General features: G+C 65.5%; 18 protein-coding genes, 4 tRNA genes and 1 pseudogene. 6 read left to right on the plus strand and 17 right to left on the minus strand.

Annotated elements, in window-relative coordinates; all coding sequences use genetic code 11:
• Nucleotides 1-89 precede the first annotated feature (89 nt).
• The 4 genes from ACIBCN_RS10530 to rplJ form a co-directional block, all read right to left on the minus strand.
• Nucleotides 90-884: an ABC transporter permease gene (locus ACIBCN_RS10530; RefSeq protein WP_150399750.1), complete on the minus strand. Its 795-nt coding sequence runs from the start codon at nucleotides 882-884 to the stop codon at nucleotides 90-92.
• Between the two features lie 11 nt (nucleotides 885-895).
• The gene (locus tag ACIBCN_RS10535; RefSeq protein WP_396991269.1) at nucleotides 896-1,972 is read right to left on the minus strand and encodes an ABC transporter ATP-binding protein; all 1,077 of its coding nucleotides are present in this window, start codon (nucleotides 1,970-1,972) and stop codon (nucleotides 896-898) included.
• Between the two features lie 241 nt (nucleotides 1,973-2,213).
• Nucleotides 2,214-2,594, minus strand: coding sequence for a 50S ribosomal protein L7/L12 (gene rplL / locus ACIBCN_RS10540; protein ID WP_396991270.1), 381 nt, complete (start codon nucleotides 2,592-2,594; stop codon nucleotides 2,214-2,216).
• Nucleotides 2,595-2,659: 65 nt separating this feature from the next.
• Nucleotides 2,660-3,208 (minus strand): 50S ribosomal protein L10, encoded by a 549-nt coding sequence (gene rplJ, locus ACIBCN_RS10545; protein ID WP_396991271.1) that lies wholly within the window; start codon nucleotides 3,206-3,208, stop codon nucleotides 2,660-2,662.
• A gap of 411 nt (nucleotides 3,209-3,619) precedes the next feature.
• Here rplJ and ACIBCN_RS10550 point away from each other — a divergent pair, with 411 nt between their 5' ends.
• The gene (locus ACIBCN_RS10550) at nucleotides 3,620-5,242 is read left to right on the plus strand and encodes an MFS transporter (RefSeq protein ID WP_396991272.1); all 1,623 of its coding nucleotides are present in this window, start codon (nucleotides 3,620-3,622) and stop codon (nucleotides 5,240-5,242) included.
• Nucleotides 5,243-5,294: 52 nt separating this feature from the next.
• On the opposite strand, the gene ACIBCN_RS10555 is transcribed toward ACIBCN_RS10550, so the two are convergent.
• The 11 genes from ACIBCN_RS10555 to ACIBCN_RS10605 form a co-directional block, all read right to left on the minus strand.
• Complete coding sequence (locus ACIBCN_RS10555) at nucleotides 5,295-5,825, minus strand: NADPH-dependent FMN reductase (RefSeq protein ID WP_396991273.1); 531 nt, start codon at nucleotides 5,823-5,825, stop codon at nucleotides 5,295-5,297.
• 105 nt (nucleotides 5,826-5,930) lie between these two features.
• Entirely contained in the window at nucleotides 5,931-6,647 is a 717-nt protein-coding gene (gene rplA, locus ACIBCN_RS10560; protein ID WP_396991274.1) for a 50S ribosomal protein L1, read from the minus strand.
• Nucleotides 6,648-6,729: 82 nt separating this feature from the next.
• Entirely contained in the window at nucleotides 6,730-7,164 is a 435-nt protein-coding gene (gene rplK, locus ACIBCN_RS10565) for a 50S ribosomal protein L11 (protein ID WP_396991275.1), read from the minus strand.
• Nucleotides 7,165-7,260: 96 nt separating this feature from the next.
• The gene (gene nusG / locus ACIBCN_RS10570) at nucleotides 7,261-8,094 is read right to left on the minus strand and encodes a transcription termination/antitermination protein NusG (RefSeq protein WP_396991858.1); all 834 of its coding nucleotides are present in this window, start codon (nucleotides 8,092-8,094) and stop codon (nucleotides 7,261-7,263) included.
• Nucleotides 8,095-8,281: 187 nt separating this feature from the next.
• Nucleotides 8,282-8,530, minus strand: coding sequence for a preprotein translocase subunit SecE (gene secE / locus ACIBCN_RS10575; RefSeq protein WP_396991276.1), 249 nt, complete (start codon nucleotides 8,528-8,530; stop codon nucleotides 8,282-8,284).
• A 203-nt stretch (nucleotides 8,531-8,733) separates the two neighbouring features.
• Nucleotides 8,734-8,806, minus strand: a tRNA-Trp gene (locus tag ACIBCN_RS10580).
• 246 nt (nucleotides 8,807-9,052) lie between these two features.
• The gene (locus ACIBCN_RS10585; protein WP_396991859.1) at nucleotides 9,053-10,111 is read right to left on the minus strand and encodes a fused (3R)-hydroxyacyl-ACP dehydratase subunits HadA/HadB; all 1,059 of its coding nucleotides are present in this window, start codon (nucleotides 10,109-10,111) and stop codon (nucleotides 9,053-9,055) included.
• A gap of 188 nt (nucleotides 10,112-10,299) precedes the next feature.
• Entirely contained in the window at nucleotides 10,300-10,470 is a 171-nt protein-coding gene (gene rpmG / locus ACIBCN_RS10590; protein ID WP_014988500.1) for a 50S ribosomal protein L33, read from the minus strand.
• 41 nt (nucleotides 10,471-10,511) lie between these two features.
• Nucleotides 10,512-10,587 (minus strand) — tRNA-Met (locus tag ACIBCN_RS10595).
• 90 nt (nucleotides 10,588-10,677) lie between these two features.
• Nucleotides 10,678-10,750 (minus strand) — tRNA-Thr (locus ACIBCN_RS10600).
• 216 nt (nucleotides 10,751-10,966) lie between these two features.
• Nucleotides 10,967-11,049, minus strand: a tRNA-Tyr gene (locus ACIBCN_RS10605).
• A gap of 166 nt (nucleotides 11,050-11,215) precedes the next feature.
• Here ACIBCN_RS10605 and ACIBCN_RS10610 point away from each other — a divergent pair.
• Both ACIBCN_RS10610 and ACIBCN_RS10615 read left to right on the plus strand, forming a co-directional pair.
• Nucleotides 11,216-11,707 (plus strand): YajQ family cyclic di-GMP-binding protein, encoded by a 492-nt coding sequence (locus tag ACIBCN_RS10610; RefSeq protein WP_357385561.1) that lies wholly within the window; start codon nucleotides 11,216-11,218, stop codon nucleotides 11,705-11,707.
• Nucleotides 11,708-11,726: 19 nt separating this feature from the next.
• Nucleotides 11,727-12,218: a MarR family transcriptional regulator gene (locus ACIBCN_RS10615; RefSeq protein WP_396991277.1), complete on the plus strand. Its 492-nt coding sequence runs from the start codon at nucleotides 11,727-11,729 to the stop codon at nucleotides 12,216-12,218.
• Here the strand turns inward: ACIBCN_RS10615 and htpX are convergent.
• Nucleotides 12,215-13,087, minus strand: coding sequence for a zinc metalloprotease HtpX (gene htpX, locus ACIBCN_RS10620; protein ID WP_396991278.1), 873 nt, complete (start codon nucleotides 13,085-13,087; stop codon nucleotides 12,215-12,217). The two genes, ACIBCN_RS10615 and htpX, sit on opposite strands and share 4 nt — an antisense overlap.
• Nucleotides 13,088-13,290: 203 nt before the next feature.
• Entirely contained in the window at nucleotides 13,291-14,313 is a 1,023-nt protein-coding gene (locus ACIBCN_RS10625) for a polyprenyl synthetase family protein (protein ID WP_396991279.1), read from the minus strand.
• A gap of 194 nt (nucleotides 14,314-14,507) precedes the next feature.
• On the opposite strand from ACIBCN_RS10625, the gene ACIBCN_RS10630 reads away from it, so the two are divergent.
• From ACIBCN_RS10630 to ACIBCN_RS10640, 3 genes and pseudogenes are all read left to right on the plus strand, one after another.
• Nucleotides 14,508-15,773, plus strand: a complete 1,266-nt coding sequence (locus ACIBCN_RS10630) for a geranylgeranyl reductase family protein (RefSeq protein WP_396991280.1) — start codon at nucleotides 14,508-14,510, stop codon at nucleotides 15,771-15,773.
• Nucleotides 15,774-15,858: 85 nt separating this feature from the next.
• Nucleotides 15,859-16,020, plus strand: a pseudogene (locus tag ACIBCN_RS10635) (AraC family transcriptional regulator); the annotation flags it as partial.
• Complete coding sequence (locus ACIBCN_RS10640) at nucleotides 15,977-16,312, plus strand: VOC family protein (protein ID WP_396991281.1); 336 nt, start codon at nucleotides 15,977-15,979, stop codon at nucleotides 16,310-16,312. The pseudogene ACIBCN_RS10635 and the gene ACIBCN_RS10640, both read left to right, overlap by 44 nt.
• Nucleotides 16,313-16,339: the final 27 nt, after the last annotated feature.

Below are 16,339 nucleotides of genomic sequence, written 5' to 3' on the forward strand. Positions count from 1 at the left end.
TCGATCACCTTCAGCGGTGAGCGCACGATACTTCCCGCCCGGCGAAGCGATTTGGCGAGAGTGGGGTTGCGGTACTGGGTGGCCACCGGTCAGGCGCCCTTGGCGGGGACGACCTGCAGGTACACCAGGGTGAGAATGAGGTTCACGAAGAACAGCACCAAGAACGTGATCACCACGGACTGGTTCACCGCTTCACCAACTCCCTTCGGGCCACCCTTGGGGTGCAAACCCTTATATGCGGCGATCACACCGGCTATCAGACCGAACACCAGCGCTTTGAACTCGCCGATCCACAGGTCCGGCAGCTGCGCGAGGGCGGAGAACGACGCGAGATACGCGCCGGGCGTGCCGCCCTGCAGCAGCACGTTGAAGAAGTAGCCGCCCGCGATACCGACCACCGAGACCAGGCCGTTCAGCAGCAGCGCGACCACCGTCATGCCGAGCACGCGCGGCACCACCAGCTTGTGCACCGGATCGACGCCGAGTACCTCCAGCGCGTCGATCTCCTCACGGATGGTGCGCGAGCCGAGGTCGGCGGCGACCGCCGAACCGGCCGCACCCGCGATGATCAGCGCCGTGACGATCGGCGCCGCCTGCTGCACGGTGGCGAGCACACTTGTTGCGCCGGTGAAGGATTCGGCACCGAGCTGTTTGATCAACGAACCGGTCTGCAGCGCGACGACCGCGCCGAAGGGAATAGCGACGAGTGCGCTGGGCAGGATCGAGACACTCGCGATGAACCACGACTGCTCGATGAACTCCCGCCACTCGAACGGCCGGCGAAACGTCTTGCGCAGCACATCTACGAACAGCGCAAAGATGTTGCCGGCCTGGCCAAACCCCGACTCCAGTGGAGTCCGCAATCGCGCCAGGGAGGAATTCACGATCGCAGATGTTACCCGTTAGTTGTGTTGTGTACAGCGGTGGTCTCGTACGCGCCGCCCTGGTAACCACCCTGGTCGCTGTTGTTGTACGCGAGCACCTGCGTCTCATCGTTCTGATCAAGTGATTCGCGAATCGCGGTCTGGGCCGCGTGCGGCAGGGTGTGCATGATCTCGCGGACCCGCTCCTTGCGGCGGTTCACGGCCTGACGCACCGGCATACCGGGGGTCGCCTGCATCTGCGGAATGATGCCCTCGACCTCTTCGGCACCACCGTGGTGGTGGCCACCGTCGAACATCGCCTGCTCGCGCGCCATCTGGGCCTCGTCCTTCTCCTCGGACATGCCGATCGGGCCCTGCATGCGTCCGTTGAGGAACTGCTTGACCACGGGCTCGTCAGAGGTCAGCAGCACCTCGCGCGGGCCGAACATGACCAGCTGGCGGCGGAACATCATGCCGATGTTGTCGGGCACGGTGCGGGCCAGGTTGATGTTGTGCGTGACGATCAGGATGGTGGCATCGATCTGCGCGTTGATGTCGATCAGCAGCTGGCTGATGTAGGCGGTGCGCACCGGGTCGAGGCCGGAGTCCGGCTCGTCGACGAGGATGATCTGCGGGTCGAGCACGAGAGCGCGGGCCAGCCCGGCGCGCTTGCGCATACCGCCGGAGATCTCACCGGGCAGCTTGCCTTCGGCCCCGAGCAGACCGGTCAGCTCCAGCTTCTCCATGACGATCTTGCGAATGTCGGATTCCGACTTCTTCGTGTGCTCACGAAGGGGGAACGCGACATTGTCGAAGAGGTTCATCGAGCCGAACAGCGCGCCGTCCTGGAACAGCACGCCGAAGAGCTTGCGGATCTCGTAGAGGTCCTTGTTGGAGCAGGTGGTGATATCGGTGTCGCCGACGTAGATCGAGCCGCGCTCCGGGCGCAGCAGGCCGATCAGCGACTTCAGGAAGACGGACTTGCCGGTACCCGACGGGCCAAGCAATGCGCTGACCTCGCCGGTCGGCAAGGTCAGGGAGACATCCTGCCAAATTCGCTGGGATCCGAAAGACTTGGTAATACCTTCGGTTCTGACCTCGACGCCCACGCCAACCTCCACAATTTCTCAGCGAGCTGCCCACCAGCTAACCGCGTGCTCGGTAGCGCGGTGTGTCACGTCACAGTGGGTCGGGCCACTGTATCCCAAGAGCAAGACGGGGCACACCCCTACCTGACTGAAGAGTAACCCCGTTTCATTCGCTATTTCCGGATTGTTGGCGCAGGTCGCCACAAATAGCAAACGGGCGGCCCCCAAAGAGGGGACCGCCCGTCGGCGATTCGGTCGGGAATTACTTGACCGAGACCTTGGCGCCGGCGTCTTCCAGCTTCGCCTTGGCAGCCTCGGCGGCATCCTTGGCAACCTTCTCCAGGATGGCCTTCGGCGCGCCCTCGACGAGGTCCTTGGCTTCCTTCAGGCCCAGGCCGGAGACGATCTCGCGGACCACCTTGATGACCTGGATCTTCTTGTCGCCCGCACCCTCGAGGATGACGTCGAACTCGTCCTGCTCTTCGACGGCCTCGGCGGCCGCACCCGGGCCGGCCGGACCGGCGACGGCGACCGGAGCAGCGGCGGTGACCTCGAACTTCTCTTCGAACTTCTTGACGAAGTCCGACAGCTCGAGCAGGGTCATGCTGCCGAAGGTCTCCAGCAGTTCTTCAACGTTGGCCATGATGTTGTTCCTTTCGGTAGTTATTCGCTATGAGGGCGACGCGCACGCGAATCACCCGTACGGGGTTATTCAGCGGCGGTAGCGGTTTCGCCACCGGCTTCGGCCTGCTTCTTCTCCAGCAGCGCGGCGGCAAGGCGAGCCACCTGCGACGCGGGAGCGTTGAACAGGCCCGCGGCCTTCGCCATGTTGCCCTTCATCGCACCGGCCAGCTTGGCCAGCAGGACCTCGCGGGACTCCAGGTCGGCGATCTTCTCGACCTCGGACACGGACAGCGGTGCGCCGTCCATGTAGCCGCCCTTGATGATGAGCGCCTTGTTGTCCTTCGCGAAGGTCTTCAGGGTCTTCGCCGCGGTAACCGGCTCGCCACTGATGAAGGTGATCGCGGTCGGTCCGACGAACAGCTCGTCGAGGCCTTCCACGCCAGCTTCCGCGGCAGCGCGCTTGACCAGGGTGTTCTTGGCGACGGAGTACGTGGCTTCGGCGCCCAGCGCACGTCGCAGTTCGGTGAGCTTGCCCACCGACAGGCCACGGTATTCCGTGACAACGGTGGCAGTGGAGCTCTTGAACTGCTCCGCGATCTCCGCGACCGCAGTGACCTTCTCGGGTTTTGCCATACTTCGCCTCCTCTCTGATGGTCGGTTCGAAACGGACTACCGATCAGGGGTTGGCGACAAAACAAACGCCCCGGACGCAAGGCGTTCCGGGGCGCACACATAACTGACGGCCTCGGTTCTCCCTGCGTGGGCCGCCAGCACTGTCGCCGGACCTTCGACCGAGCCCATGCGGGCTCGACGACCAACGGTCTTCGGTAGAACGGATTGGGTAGGAATCGAACTAGTCGATAACTGTTGTCCAATGTACCTGGACCACCCCCCATCTGCCAAAACGGGGTGGGGCTGAGGCGAATTGGGACCCTTCGGCGGTCAAAGTGACGTGTCGCACATCACAGTCGGCCCGTCGATGTGGCCGAGATCGCCGCTCGAAGGTGTTACCAACGGTGACAGTTACTGTTTGACTGCTGAACTATGGCAACCTCCATAGTCGATCCACCGGTGCTGCTGGAACGACGTAACCAGCGCTTTCTCGCCTTGGCCGTGATCTGCCTCGCCGAGCTGCTAGTCGTCCTGGACAACACCATCGTGAACGTCGCACTGCCCTCGATCGGGGTACAGCTGCGCACCGGCGTCAGCGGCCTGCAATGGGTCGTCGACGCGTACACCCTCACCTTCGCGGGCTTGTTGCTCGCGTTCGGCAATCTGGGCGACCGCCTCGGCCGCCGCCGGGTCATGATGATCGGTCTGGCCGGCGTCGGCGCCATGTCGGTGGCGGGCGCGCTGTCCGGTTCGATGGGCGGCGTGATCGCCGCACGCGCCGCGATGGGCGTGTTCGCCGCCGCCGTCTTCCCCGCGACACTCGCCCTGATCATCAACATCTTCCACGACAAACGCGAACGGGCCCTTGCCATCGCGGCGTGGACCGCGATGGCGGGCTTCGCCATCGCGATCGGCCCGATCTCCGGTGGCTGGCTGCTGGCGCACTTCACCTGGCACTCGGTCTTCTGGATCAATGTGCCGCTGGCACTTGTCGCGCTCGTCGCCACCCTGCTCTGGGTGCCCGAATCACGCTCCACCCAGGTCGGCAGGCTCGATCTGCCTGGCATCGGCCTGTCCATCGCCGGCATCACGCTGGTGGTCTGGTCCATCATCGAGGCACCGCGGTTCGGCTGGCTGTCCACGACAACGCTGGGCACCGGCGCGCTCGGCATTTTCCTGCTTGCCGCGTTCATCGTCTGGGAATTGCGTACTGCCGCACCAATTCTCGATATGACACTGTTCCGCAATCGGCGATTCTCCATGCCCGCCTTGTCGATTGCGATCTGCTACTTCTCGATGTTCGGTTTCCTTTTCCTCATCACCCAGTATTTCCAGGGCGTGCGGGAATACACGCCGCTCGAATTCGGTATCGCCTCACTGCCTTTCGCGTTCTCGGTGGCGATCGGCGCACCGATTGCCACGTTGCTTGCGCAGCGATTCGGGCCGACTCCGGTCATCGTGATCGGCCTGTTGAGCACCGGACTCGGGCTGTATCTCGGCGGCCAGGTGACGGTGGACAGCCCCTATGTCACCGACGTACTGCCCGCCATGGTGTTCATGGCACTCGGCGTCGGCATCGTCCAGGGACCGGCGACCGAATCGATCATGGGAGCGCTACCGCTCAACGAGGCGGGCGCCGGATCCGCGGTCAACGACACCACCCGGGAGATCGGCGGCACCCTCGGCGTCGCGGTGCTCGGCTCGATCGTGGCGTCGTATTACACGACCAGGATCGGTCCGCGCATCGACGCGCTGCCCGCCAACTTGATGAGCGAGAACGAAAAGGGATTGGTGAAGTCCAGCCCGCTCAGCGTGCTGGAAATCCGCAAGCGCCCGCTCCCCCCGTTCTTCGAGAGCCAGCGGGAAAACCTCATCGTCGCCATGAAAACGGCCGCGCTGCAGGGCTCGCACACCGCATCGCTGGTCGCGGCGGCCGCGGTGGTGGTGTGCGCGGTGGTAGTGGCGATGTTCCTGCCCTGGGGTGTGCCGGAAGGCGAGTCGGTGTTGCTCGGCTGGCGGAAAGAAGCTGAGCCACAAGAGGATTCGGTCGGCTGACTGAGCTCGATTGCTGAGGCCGGGACCCGGATGGTCCCGGCCTTTGCCTGAGTCAGGCTGATGCTCTGGCCGCCAGCTTGTTCAATGCTTCGGTTGCGCCGCTGCGGAATTCAGCGGAGGTGACCAGTCCGTCCGGCCCGACGTCGTCGCGGCCGACCGGCAGCCGGGCGCAGTCGTCGGGAGCTACGTCCGCACCCACGTACCCGAGGACGAGTGCCAGCGTGGCGGCGGCCCCTTCACCACGGCCTAGTGCGGCCACGTTGATCCAGGCGGTCGGCTTCTCATAAAGATCGGCATTGCCGACGGTCCAGTCGAGCAGGTTCTTCAGGCTGCCGGGCAGCGTGCCCGCGTACTCCGGGGTGCAGAACAGCACCGCGTCGGCCTGCGAAAGCTGTTCGCGCAGTGCGAGAACCGACGGATGTCCGGTGCCGTCGTCGTCCGGGTTGAAGGCGGGCAGCTCGGCGAGACCGTCGAAGCACCGCGCGTCCACGCCGTCGGCGGCGAGCGTTTGGACCGTGCGCAAGGCCGCGGAATTGGTCGAAGCACCGCGGGTGCTTCCGGAGATGAGCAGGACAACCGTCACGTCAGGGCCAACGATGCCGAGCCCAGAATTAGTCCGATCCCCTAAACGCGTCGGGGCGGGAACGCGATTCGCGTTCCCGCCCCGGCGGACGTGCTCAGGTGCTACTTAAGACGCATCCTCGTCGAGGAGGTTGCGGGTGCGGTTCGGGTCCACCGGGATGCCCGGTCCGGTGTTCGTCGAAACCGTCACCTTCTTGACGTAGCGGCCCTTGGCGGTCGACGGCTTCACACGCAGGATCTCCTCCAGCGCGGCGCCGTAGTTCTCCACCAGCGCGGCTTCGGCGAAGGAGGCCTTGCCGATGACGAAGTGCAGGTTGGCCTGCTTGTCGACGCGGAAGTTGATCTTTCCGCCCTTGATCTCGTTGACGGCCTTGGTCACGTCGTTGGTGACCGTGCCCGTCTTCGGGTTCGGCATCAGGCCACGCGGTCCGAGGACACGCGCGATCCGGCCGACCTTGGCCATCTGGTCCGGGGTGGCGATCGCGGCGTCGAAATCGAGCCAGCCACCCTGGATCCGCTCGATCAGGTCCTCGGCGCCGACCGCGTCCGCACCGGCGGCCTCGGCCTCGGCGGCCTTCTCGCCGGCCGCGAACACGATGACGCGGGCGGTCTTACCGGTGCCGTGCGGCAGGTTGACCGTGCCACGAACCATCTGGTCCGCCTTGCGGGGATCGACGCCGAGACGAACGGCGACCTCTACGGTCGCGTCGGTCTTGGTGGTCGCGGTCTCCTTGGCCAGCCGCGCGGCGGCGAGCGGGGAGTACAGCGCGTCGCGATCGACCTTCTCGGCCGCGGCGAGATACGCCTTGCTTCGTTTTGCCATGATTCTCTGTCCTTAGTTTCTGGTTTCAGCCGTGGTTATCGGGCCTGGCCGGCCCTCCCACCTGGAGCGCAAGTGCGGCCGATCAGCCTTCGACGGTGATACCCATCGAACGCGCGGTACCGGCGATGATCTTCGCGGCCTGATCGATGTCAGTGGCGTTCAGATCTTCGGCCTTGGTCTTGGCGATCTCCCGGACCTGGTCCATGGTGATCTTCGCGACCTTGGTCTTGTGCGGCTCAGCCGAACCCTTCTGCACACCGGCGGCCTTGAGCAGCAGCCGAGCGGCGGGCGGGGTCTTCAGCTTGAAGTCGAACGAGCGATCCTCGTAGACCGAGATCTCGACCGGGATGACGTTGCCACGCTGCGACTCGGTCGCGGCGTTGTACGCCTTGCAGAACTCCATGATGTTCACGCCGTGCTGACCGAGCGCGGGACCCACCGGAGGGGCAGGGTTCGCCTGGCCGGCCTGGATCTGAAGCTTGATGATCCCGGCGAGCTTCTTCTTCTTGGGGGGCATCTTTCTTTCCTAGGTGTCTGTTTTCCTTGCTCTTTGCAAGTCCTGGTGAATCAACCCGTGGTCCGGGCCGATTCATTCCGTCGAGGACGGAACGTCTTAGATCTTCGCGACCTGGGTGAAGCCGAGCTCCACCGGGGTCTCGCGACCGAAGATCGACACGAGCACCTTGAGCTTCTGCTGCTCGGCGTTGACCTCGGAGATGCTGGCGGGCAGCGTCGCGAACGGGCCGTCCATCACGGTCACCGACTCGCCGACCTCGAAGTCGACCTCGATGGTCGGCTTGGACACCGACTCGGTGGCGGAATCGCCCGAACCCGCGCCGCCGGCGGCAGGCGCCTTCTTCTGCTGGGCGGCGGGCACGAGGAACTTCACCACGTCATCGATGGACAGCGGCGACGGACGCGAGGTGGCACCGACGAATCCGGTGACACCGGGGGTGTTGCGCACCGCGCCCCACGACTCGTCGTTGAGTTCCATCCGGACCAGGATGTAGCCGGGCAGCACCTTGCGGTTGACATTCTTGCGCTGGCCGTTCTTGATCTCGGTGACCTCTTCGGTCGGCACCTCGACCTGGAAGATGTACTCCTCCAGGTCCAGGTTCTGCACGCGGGTCTCGAGGTTGGCCTTCACCTTGTTCTCGTAACCGGCGTACGAGTGGATGACGTACCAGTCGCCGGGGGCACGACGCAGCGCGGACTTCATCTCGGCGACCGGGTCGGCGGGCTCTTCGTCGATCGGAGCGGCTTCGGCAGCGGCGTCCTCGTCGGTCTCCGCCTCGGCGGCCTTGGAGTCGGCAGCACCCTCGGAGTCCACGTCCTCAGAGTCCACGTCCTCGGAGCCTTCGACGGTCGCGGCGTCTTCGGTCGTGGGATCCACCACCGCGTCCTCGACCGGGAACTCTTCGTTTGTGTCGTTCTCCGGGGTGCTCACTGGGGCACTCGCTTCCTGTGTCGTCACGTACATCCTCTGCGTGCGGGGCTTGGCGCGCGGCGGGAACTACTCCACCCTGGTCCGCCCCGGGGATCGGCCGGCGGCTGACCCTTTCGAGCGACCTGCAAGCAGTCGCAAGCTGACCCTTTCGAGCGACCTGCAAGCAGTCGCAAGCGTCGGCGTTCTATCAGCCGAACAGCCAGTTGACACCCTTGATGAACGCCACATCCAACCCGCTGATGAACGCGACCATGAAAATCACGAACACCAGAACAACGCTCGTATAGGTGACCATCTGCTTCCGGTTGGGCCAGATCACCTTGCGCAGTTCCGCGACTACTTCACGCAGGAACTTGATCAAACGCTTGAACGGATTACGCGTTCCGCGTTCGGCCCGATCGGTCTTGGCTGCCTTGCGCGACGCGGGTCGATCCAACGTGGCGATCGAACCTGTGTCGGACGACGCATTCCGAGTCCGCCGAGCGGTCCGCTTGCCACTAGGACGAGCTGATCCGGCGGTGTCATCGCCATCGTCGGTCGCATGTGCGCCCAGGCGATCTTCCCGCTCGCTCACGTCGATCCTTTCGTCGCTGGCATGCTGATCCTTTCGAGCGACCTGCAAACAGTCGCTACGCAAGGCAGGGGCGACAGGACTTGAACCTGCAACCTGCGGTTTTGGAGACCGCTGCTCTGCCAGTTGAGCTACGCCCCTTCGGTTGGATCCGTGTTGGCCATCCAACCACTGTTCGGTATTCAGTTGTTCAGCTCTGGTGTCACACAACACGCGCGCTACTCCGGCAGTTGCCGGCCCCTCGGCGAATCCTCGCGGATTCGCTTGGAACCAGCCCTACAGAGCAGCGCGCAGCGGCTGGTGACCCCAGAAACCTGAGTGTACGTTACCTCCCGCGTCGTTAGCCAATCAGGGTCAGTCGACCAGGTCAGGCCGACCGCGACCGCCTCAGGCCAATTGGACGGTTGCCGTCGCGCGCCCGAAGATCTTGCGCCCCGCCGACTTCGCCACGATGGCGATGACCGCGGTCCGCGTCTCCGGATCCACGGACTTCACCTTACCGGTGTACTCGATCTCGGCGGCCTCATCCGTCCCCACATAGACCGGGCTGGTGAAGCGGACGTTGTATTCCTTGACCGCGCCGGGATCGCCGACCCAGGAGGTGACGAAACCGCCGCCGAGGCCCATGGTGAGCATGCCGTGCGCGACCACGTCTTCCAGGTCGACGAGCTTGACGACCTCGTCGCTCCAGTGGATCGGGTTGGCATCGCCGGAGACGCCCGCGTAGTTCACCAGATCGCCGCGGGTCAGCCGGACGATGCGGGCAGGCAACTCGTCGCCGGCCGCGATGTCGTCGAAGCTGATGGCGCGCTTGCTCGGCGCGATCTCGGGCGCCTTGGCGGCGACCACGGGGGCGGGTGCGTTGGCGCGCGGGCGATGATCCGGTGCGTCTTCGCCGATGCCGTGCATCAGCACGTTGCGGACCACGTCGTTGAGGTTCGGGTCGATCTCGCCGCCGCTGCGGCCGATCAGCGTGGTGTAGGTGGTGAGCACCAGCTCGTCGTTCTGCGCGGTGACGATGTTCTTGGTGACGATGATGTCGCCGCCGAAGGCCTGCCGGAACGAGTGCAGGTAGACGTCGCAGACCAGCTGGTCGCCGACCTTGATCGGCCGGTGGAATTCCAGGATCTGGTCGGTCTGCAGGATCTGGCTCAGGTCGTAGCCGGTGACAATCTGCTCGAAGAGCTTGCGCTGGGCCAGAATGCCGACCAGGGAGATGAAGGTCAACGGCGCGAGCAGGCCGTCGTAGCCGTACTCCTGCGCCAGGTCTTCGTCCCAGTGCACCGGGTGGTAGTCCTGCACAGCGCGCGCGTATTCGCGTACCTTCTCGCGGCCGACCTCGTAGTAGTCGTCGACGCGGTAGTGGTGACCAACCATCGAGGCCGCGTGTGCCGCGGGGTCGAAGGTCTCGACCGCCTGAACCGCTTCGTCTGTACCGGTGTTGATTGTCACGGGTGGACTGTACCTATCTGACCCCGTATCCGGAGCCGGCGGAGCGTCTACTACCGCGCTACTCGACCGAGAAATGCGTCAGGGCCGGACAAACGTCCGGCCCTCGCACTGTCACGATCCAGATTGCCGAGAGCGTTCAGGCTCTCGACGCCGATCCACGCGGCAGCATCACGCGTGGCGGACTAGCGGGATTCTTTATGTCCCCGGTGCGTGCCACAGTTCGGGCAGAACTTCTTGAGCTCCAGCCGATCCGGGTCGTTGCGCCGGTTCTTCTTGGTGATGTAGTTGCGGTGCTTGCACTGCTCGCAGGCCAAGGTGATCTTTGGCCGGACATCGGTGGACTTCGCGGCCACGATATTCCTTCTTTCGGGTCAACCAGTTGGTCTGATCGGTTTGGTAGCGATGGCCGGACTTGAACCGGCGACACAACGATTATGAGTCGTTTGCTCTACCGACTGAGCTACACCGCCACGGGGTCGCATTGCTGTAGTGCCGCGCCCGGCCCCACCGTAGTGAGAACTATGTGCGATGCCGAGTCGGTCACCACCGGCAATCCGGCGAGCCCCCTAACGGAATCGAACCGTTGACCTTTTCCTTACCATGGAAACGCTCTACCGACTGAGCTAAGGGGGCATGACTACTTTCGCACCAGGCTCCAAACACCCGACCCCGGCGCGGCGAAGTCTTGAACGAGGTTACACACCCAAGGGTCAGAGCTCCAAACCGGGTGGTCAGAAGCCTTTTTCGCGGGGCTCGTCCGGTACCTCGGTTGCCGATGGCCGACGCCGGGCCCTGCCAACGGAAAAGCCCCTGTGGATCGAAGGGTTCTCGATCCACAGGGGCTTCGGGTGGCAGATGTAGGATTCGAACCTACGTAGGCTTTCGCCGACGGATTTACAGTCCGCTCCCATTGGCCGCTCGGGCAATCTGCCGTCGCGCTCTCGGCGCGAAAAGCAGAATACATCCAACCCCGGCCCGTTATGCAAACCGGCTGGCCATCGGCCATGCGGCGGGACTACGGTCGCGCTCCGGGGTACAACTAACGTGACCGATCAACCGGTCGAGCGAGCCGTTGGACCGTCAGGACAGGAGCGAAGTGTGGCCGATTCGTCATTCGATGTCGTCAGCAAGGTCGAACGTCAGGAGGTCGACAACGCCCTGCATCAGGCGGAGAAGGAGCTGACCACCCGCTACGACTTCCGAAACACCGGCGCGGCCATCGAGTGGTCCGGCGAGGACAAGATCGTGCTGACGGCCGAGGCCGAGGAGCGGGTCAAGGCGGCGCTGGATGTGTTCAAGGAGAAGCTGATTCGCCGCGACATTTCGCTCAAGGCGTTCGACGCGGGCGAGCCGGTGGCCTCCGGCAAGACCTACAAGATCACCGGAACGCTGGTGCAGGGCATCGACACCGAGCACGCGAAGAAGATCACCAAGAAGATCCGCGACGAGGGCCCCAAGGGCGTGAAGGCGCAGATCCAGGGTGAGGAACTGCGGGTGAGCAGCAAGAAGCGCGACGACCTGCAGGCCGTCATCTCGCTGCTGAAGGGCGAGGATTTCGGCATCGCCCTGCAGTTCGTCAACTACCGATAGCAGCTCGCGAGTACCGGCGATGTCGACCGAACAGCAGCGGGCGGGCCTCGGCGTCGACGAGGGGATTCGCACCCTGCTGCTGCTCATGCCACGGGTTGTCGGGCGCGCCAAGCGATTACGGGTCCCGGACGCACTCCGGGAATTCGCGCTCGCGCCCCGGCACCTTTCGCTGCTGGCGATCCTGGTTTTCGAGGGGCCGCAGACGGTGAACGAGCTCGCCGCGCGACTGGAGGTCGCGCCGACAACGGTGAGCCTGATGGTGAGCGAACTGAGTCGTGACGGGCTGCTCGACCGCACCGCCGACGACCGCGACCGCCGCCGCACCATCGTGGGAATCGCTGCGGCACATACGGATTCGATCAACGAATGGCTCGGCGGCAGTGCGCGCGCGTGGCGCGAAGTGCTGGCGCCGTTGACGCCGGAACAGCGCGCACTGTTCGTCGACACGTTCCGCGCGTTCGAAGAGCGGCTGGCCCGAGACGCCACACCCGACAGCGGAGCGGCGGGCTAGCGCCGCGGCCCGCCTGCCATTTCCTCCAGGCGAGCGATGCGCTCGGCCATCGGCGGATGGGTGGAGAACCAGCGGGCGGCACGCTCGCCCGTGCGGAACGGGTTGGCGATCATGAGATGCGACTGGGCGGTCAATTGCGGCTCAGGCGGCAAGGGGGCGGCCTGCACGCCGCGCTCCAGCTTGCGCAGCGCCGAGGCGAGGGCGAGCGGGTCGCCGGTGAGTTCGGCGCCGGACTGGTCCGCCTGGAATTCGCGGGAGCGGGACACGGCCAGCTTGATCAGGCTCGCGGCGATCGGGCCGAGCAGCGAGACGAGCAGCACGCCGATGATGTTCGGGCCGCCACCATTACGGTTGCCGCCGAACGCCGAGGCGAAGTAAGCCAGGTTGGCCAGTCCGGAGATGACCGCGGCGAGCGCGCCTGCGACCGAGGAGATCAGGATGTCGCGGTTGTAGACGTGTGATAGCTCGTGGCCGAGCACCGCGCGTAGCTCTCGCTCGTCCAGAATTTGCAGGATGCCGCTGGTACAGCAGACCGCCGCGTGCCGTGGACTGCGGCCGGTGGCGAAGGCGTTGGGCGCGTTGGTGGGGCTGATGTAGAGCCGAGGCATCGGCTGACGCGCGGCGGTCGCCAGTTCACGCACGATCCGGTAGATCACCGGCGCTTCCAGCTCGCTGACCGGCTGTGCGTGCATGGCCTTCAACGCGAGCTTGTCGCTGTTGAAGTACGCGTACGCGTTCATGCCGACGGCGAACACGATGGCGATGATCAGGATCATCGGGCTGCGGAACAGCGCACCGGCGAACACGATCAACGCCGACAAGCCGACCATCAGACCGAACGTCTTGAATCCGTTCGCATACCCGTGCATGTCCGCCTCTCCGAGTCTTTTGGCCAGACTTGGGTGCCACGAAACCACCGTTGGCGCCCGGCGGCCGGTAGCGCGGCGAGTTAGCCCGTACCCGGCGAGTTACCCATGTGCTTCAGAAATCAGTTGTCGCACTACCGCCGTCGTCCAACCGACTGCATTACACCAGGTCAACGATAAGAGGCGAGCAAAGGTTCCGGCTCGAGTCAGCCGACCCGCTCGATCGTGTAGCGAACCAGGTGTTCGAGGGCGTCGTTGGCCGGTCCGGCGGGCAGCGCGGCGAGTTCGGCGTGCGCGATATCGGCGTAGCCCTGGAGCTTCTCCTTGGCCAGCACCATGCCGCGCGAGCGGGACAGCAGGTCGAGCGCCTCCTCCACCTCCGCGTCGGTGTGCAGCGGGTGGGCGAGCAGCTTGCGCAGTCGGTCGCCCTCGGCGCCCTCGTCGCGCAGCGCGTACAGCACCGGCAGCGTGTGCACGCCCTCGCGCAGGTCGGTGCCAGGGGTCTTGCCGGACTGCTCGGCGGCCGAGGAGATGTCGATGATGTCGTCGGAGATCTGGAATGCGGTGCCGACCGCGTCGCCGAGCCGGGCCAGTCGCTCCACGTGCTCGGTGTTCGCGCCGGAGAAGGTGCCGCCGAATCGGCCGGCGGCCGCGATGAGCGAGCCGGTCTTCTCCCAGACGACGCGCAGATAGTGCTCGACCGGGTCCTGGGATTCGCGGGCGCCCATGGTCTCGCGCATCTGGCCGGTGACCAGTTCGGCGAAGGTTTCGGCGATGATCCGGACGGCGTCGGGACCGAGGGTCGACGTCAGCCGGGAGGCGTGCGCGAACAGATAATCGCCCGCCAGGATCGCGATGTTGTTGCCCCAGCGGGAATTCACGCTCGGGGCGCCGCGGCGCATGGTGGCCTCGTCCATCACGTCGTCGTGGTAGAGCGTCGCCAGGTGCACGAGCTCGACGACGGTGCCCGCGGTGATTAGCGCGGGATCGGTCGGGCGCGGACCGAGCTGGCCGGTGAGGATGGTGAACAGCGGACGGAAGCGCTTGCCGCCGGCCTTGGCCAGGTGCAGCGCCGCCTCCTGCAGGAATTCCTCGCCGTCGGACAGCTCGGTGACCAGGAGCTTCTCGACCTCTTCCAGGCCGTTGCGCACGGTTGCCGCGAGCTCGACGTCGACGAGGTCGACCCCGGCAACCACCGTGCTCTCGTCCTTCACAGCCGATGTGCTCATTTCTTCTCCCACCGATCCGTCCGACCCCACGATAGAGAACCTAGCGTGTCCCCAGCCGATGGCCCATGAACACCATCACTATGCGGTGTATCAGACACTTTTGCACGCCGTTGTCCGCGCGCCTCGCCGCGCCGCGTCGCCGCGGACGCGCCCGCCGTCGACACGAACAAGATTGCCCTGCAAGTATTGAGGTCATGGGTTCACCGGAAGTCACCCCCGCGGGCGGGGACGCGCTGCCCACCAGGGCCGAGGTGCTCGTCGTCGGTGCGGGTCCGGCCGGTTCGGCGGCCGCGGCATGGGCCGCGCGGGCAGGCCGCGACGTGCTGCTGCTCGACTCCGCCGTCTTTCCCAGGGACAAGACCTGCGGCGATGGGCTGACCCCGCGCGCGACGGCCGAGCTGGAACACCTCGGCCTCGGCGAGTGGCTGCGCGCGCACACCGTGAACCACGGCCTCCGGATGACCGGCTTCGGCAGGGAGGCCCTGCTGCCCTGGCCCGCCGGTTCCTTCCCGACCTACGGAAGTGCCGTTCCCCGAACCGAACTCGACGACAAGCTGCGCGAGACCGCGATGAAGTCCGGCGCGCGGATGATCGACGGCACCAAGGTGGTCGATCTCACCCGCGACGGTGACCGGGTCACGGGTGTGATCGTGCGGACAGCCGAGGGTACGCACGCCATCGAGTGCGCGACGCTGGTCGTCGCCGACGGCGTGCGCTCGCCGATCGGACGGCTGCTCGGCCGCACCTGGCACCGGCAGTACGCGTACGGCACGGCGGCCCGCGCCTACATCAAGTCCGGCCGCAGCGACGATCAGTGGATCACCTCGCATCTCGAACTGCGCGACGCCGACGATGTGCTGGTGCCCGGCTACGGCTGGGTGTTTCCGCTCGGCAACGGCGAGGTCAATATCGGGGTCGGTTCGCTGGCCACCGAGAAACGCCCGTCGCACATCGCGTTGAAGCCGCTGCTAGAGCACTACACCAAGCTGCGCTTCGACGAGTGGGAGTTCGAGGGCTCGTTGCGCGCGGTGGCCTCGGCGCTGTTGCCGATGGGCGGCGCGGTGTCGAATGTGGCGGGACGCAATTGGGTGCTGGTCGGCGACGCCGCGGGTTGTGTGAATCCGTTGAACGGCGAGGGCATCGACTACGGCCTGGAGGGCGGGCACCTGCTGGCCGGGCTGCTCGACGAGCCGGACCTCACCCGGGTGTGGCCCGAACTGCTGCGCGCGAAGTACGGCCGCACCTTCTCGGTGGCGCGCCGGATTGCCGGGCTGGCCACCCATCCGCGGCTGGTGCCGGCCGGCGGGCCGCCGGTGATGCGGTCGAAGTACTTGCAGCGCACGGCGGTTCGGGTGATGGGCAACCTGGTCACCGACGAGGACGTCGACCTGACCGCGCGGGCGTGGCGGGCCGCGGGGCGGATGTCGATGCGCACCGACGAGCTTCCCCCCTTCTCCTGACATCCGGACCTGCGGTTTCGCGAGCTCGGCCAGCGGGACGCTGATCCTTGCTTGCCCACGTGACGACGGGTTCTCCAACTATGGGCTGGTCGGCTACAGCAGCCTCGGTTCGTTCAGCAGCGAATTCCGTCAGCTGGTCGGCGTCACGCCCTCGGAATATCAAGCCGAGTTCGCCGACGGGGCTCCGCGCATTCCCGGCTGCTATGTGTTCATGCACGGCCTCAGCGACCGCAAGCGCGAGGTCTGAGATCGCGCAATTTCGGAGCAGCCACCGGGCGCGGCACGCCCATAGCCTGGTCGCAGACGACAACCTGGCCGACGCCATCCGCCGCGCACTCGCCAACGGCACGCACGGCGCGCTCGGCCTGCGCACCGAGAACTGCCAGAAGACCTTCGAGGAACTCACCGCGAAGGGCGTCGAGTTCATTCAGCCGCCCACCGAGCGGCCCTACGGCACCGAGGCGATCATCCGGGACAACTCCGGGAACTGGCTGGTGCTGGTGGAGCGGAAGGAGTACTCCCCCGTGGATTTCGAATAGCCGAGGCCCCGTCGTTCCGGCGGACAC

The organism is Nocardia sp. NPDC051052 (assembly GCF_044456045.1).
Lineage (GTDB): Bacteria > Actinomycetota > Actinomycetes > Mycobacteriales > Mycobacteriaceae > Nocardia.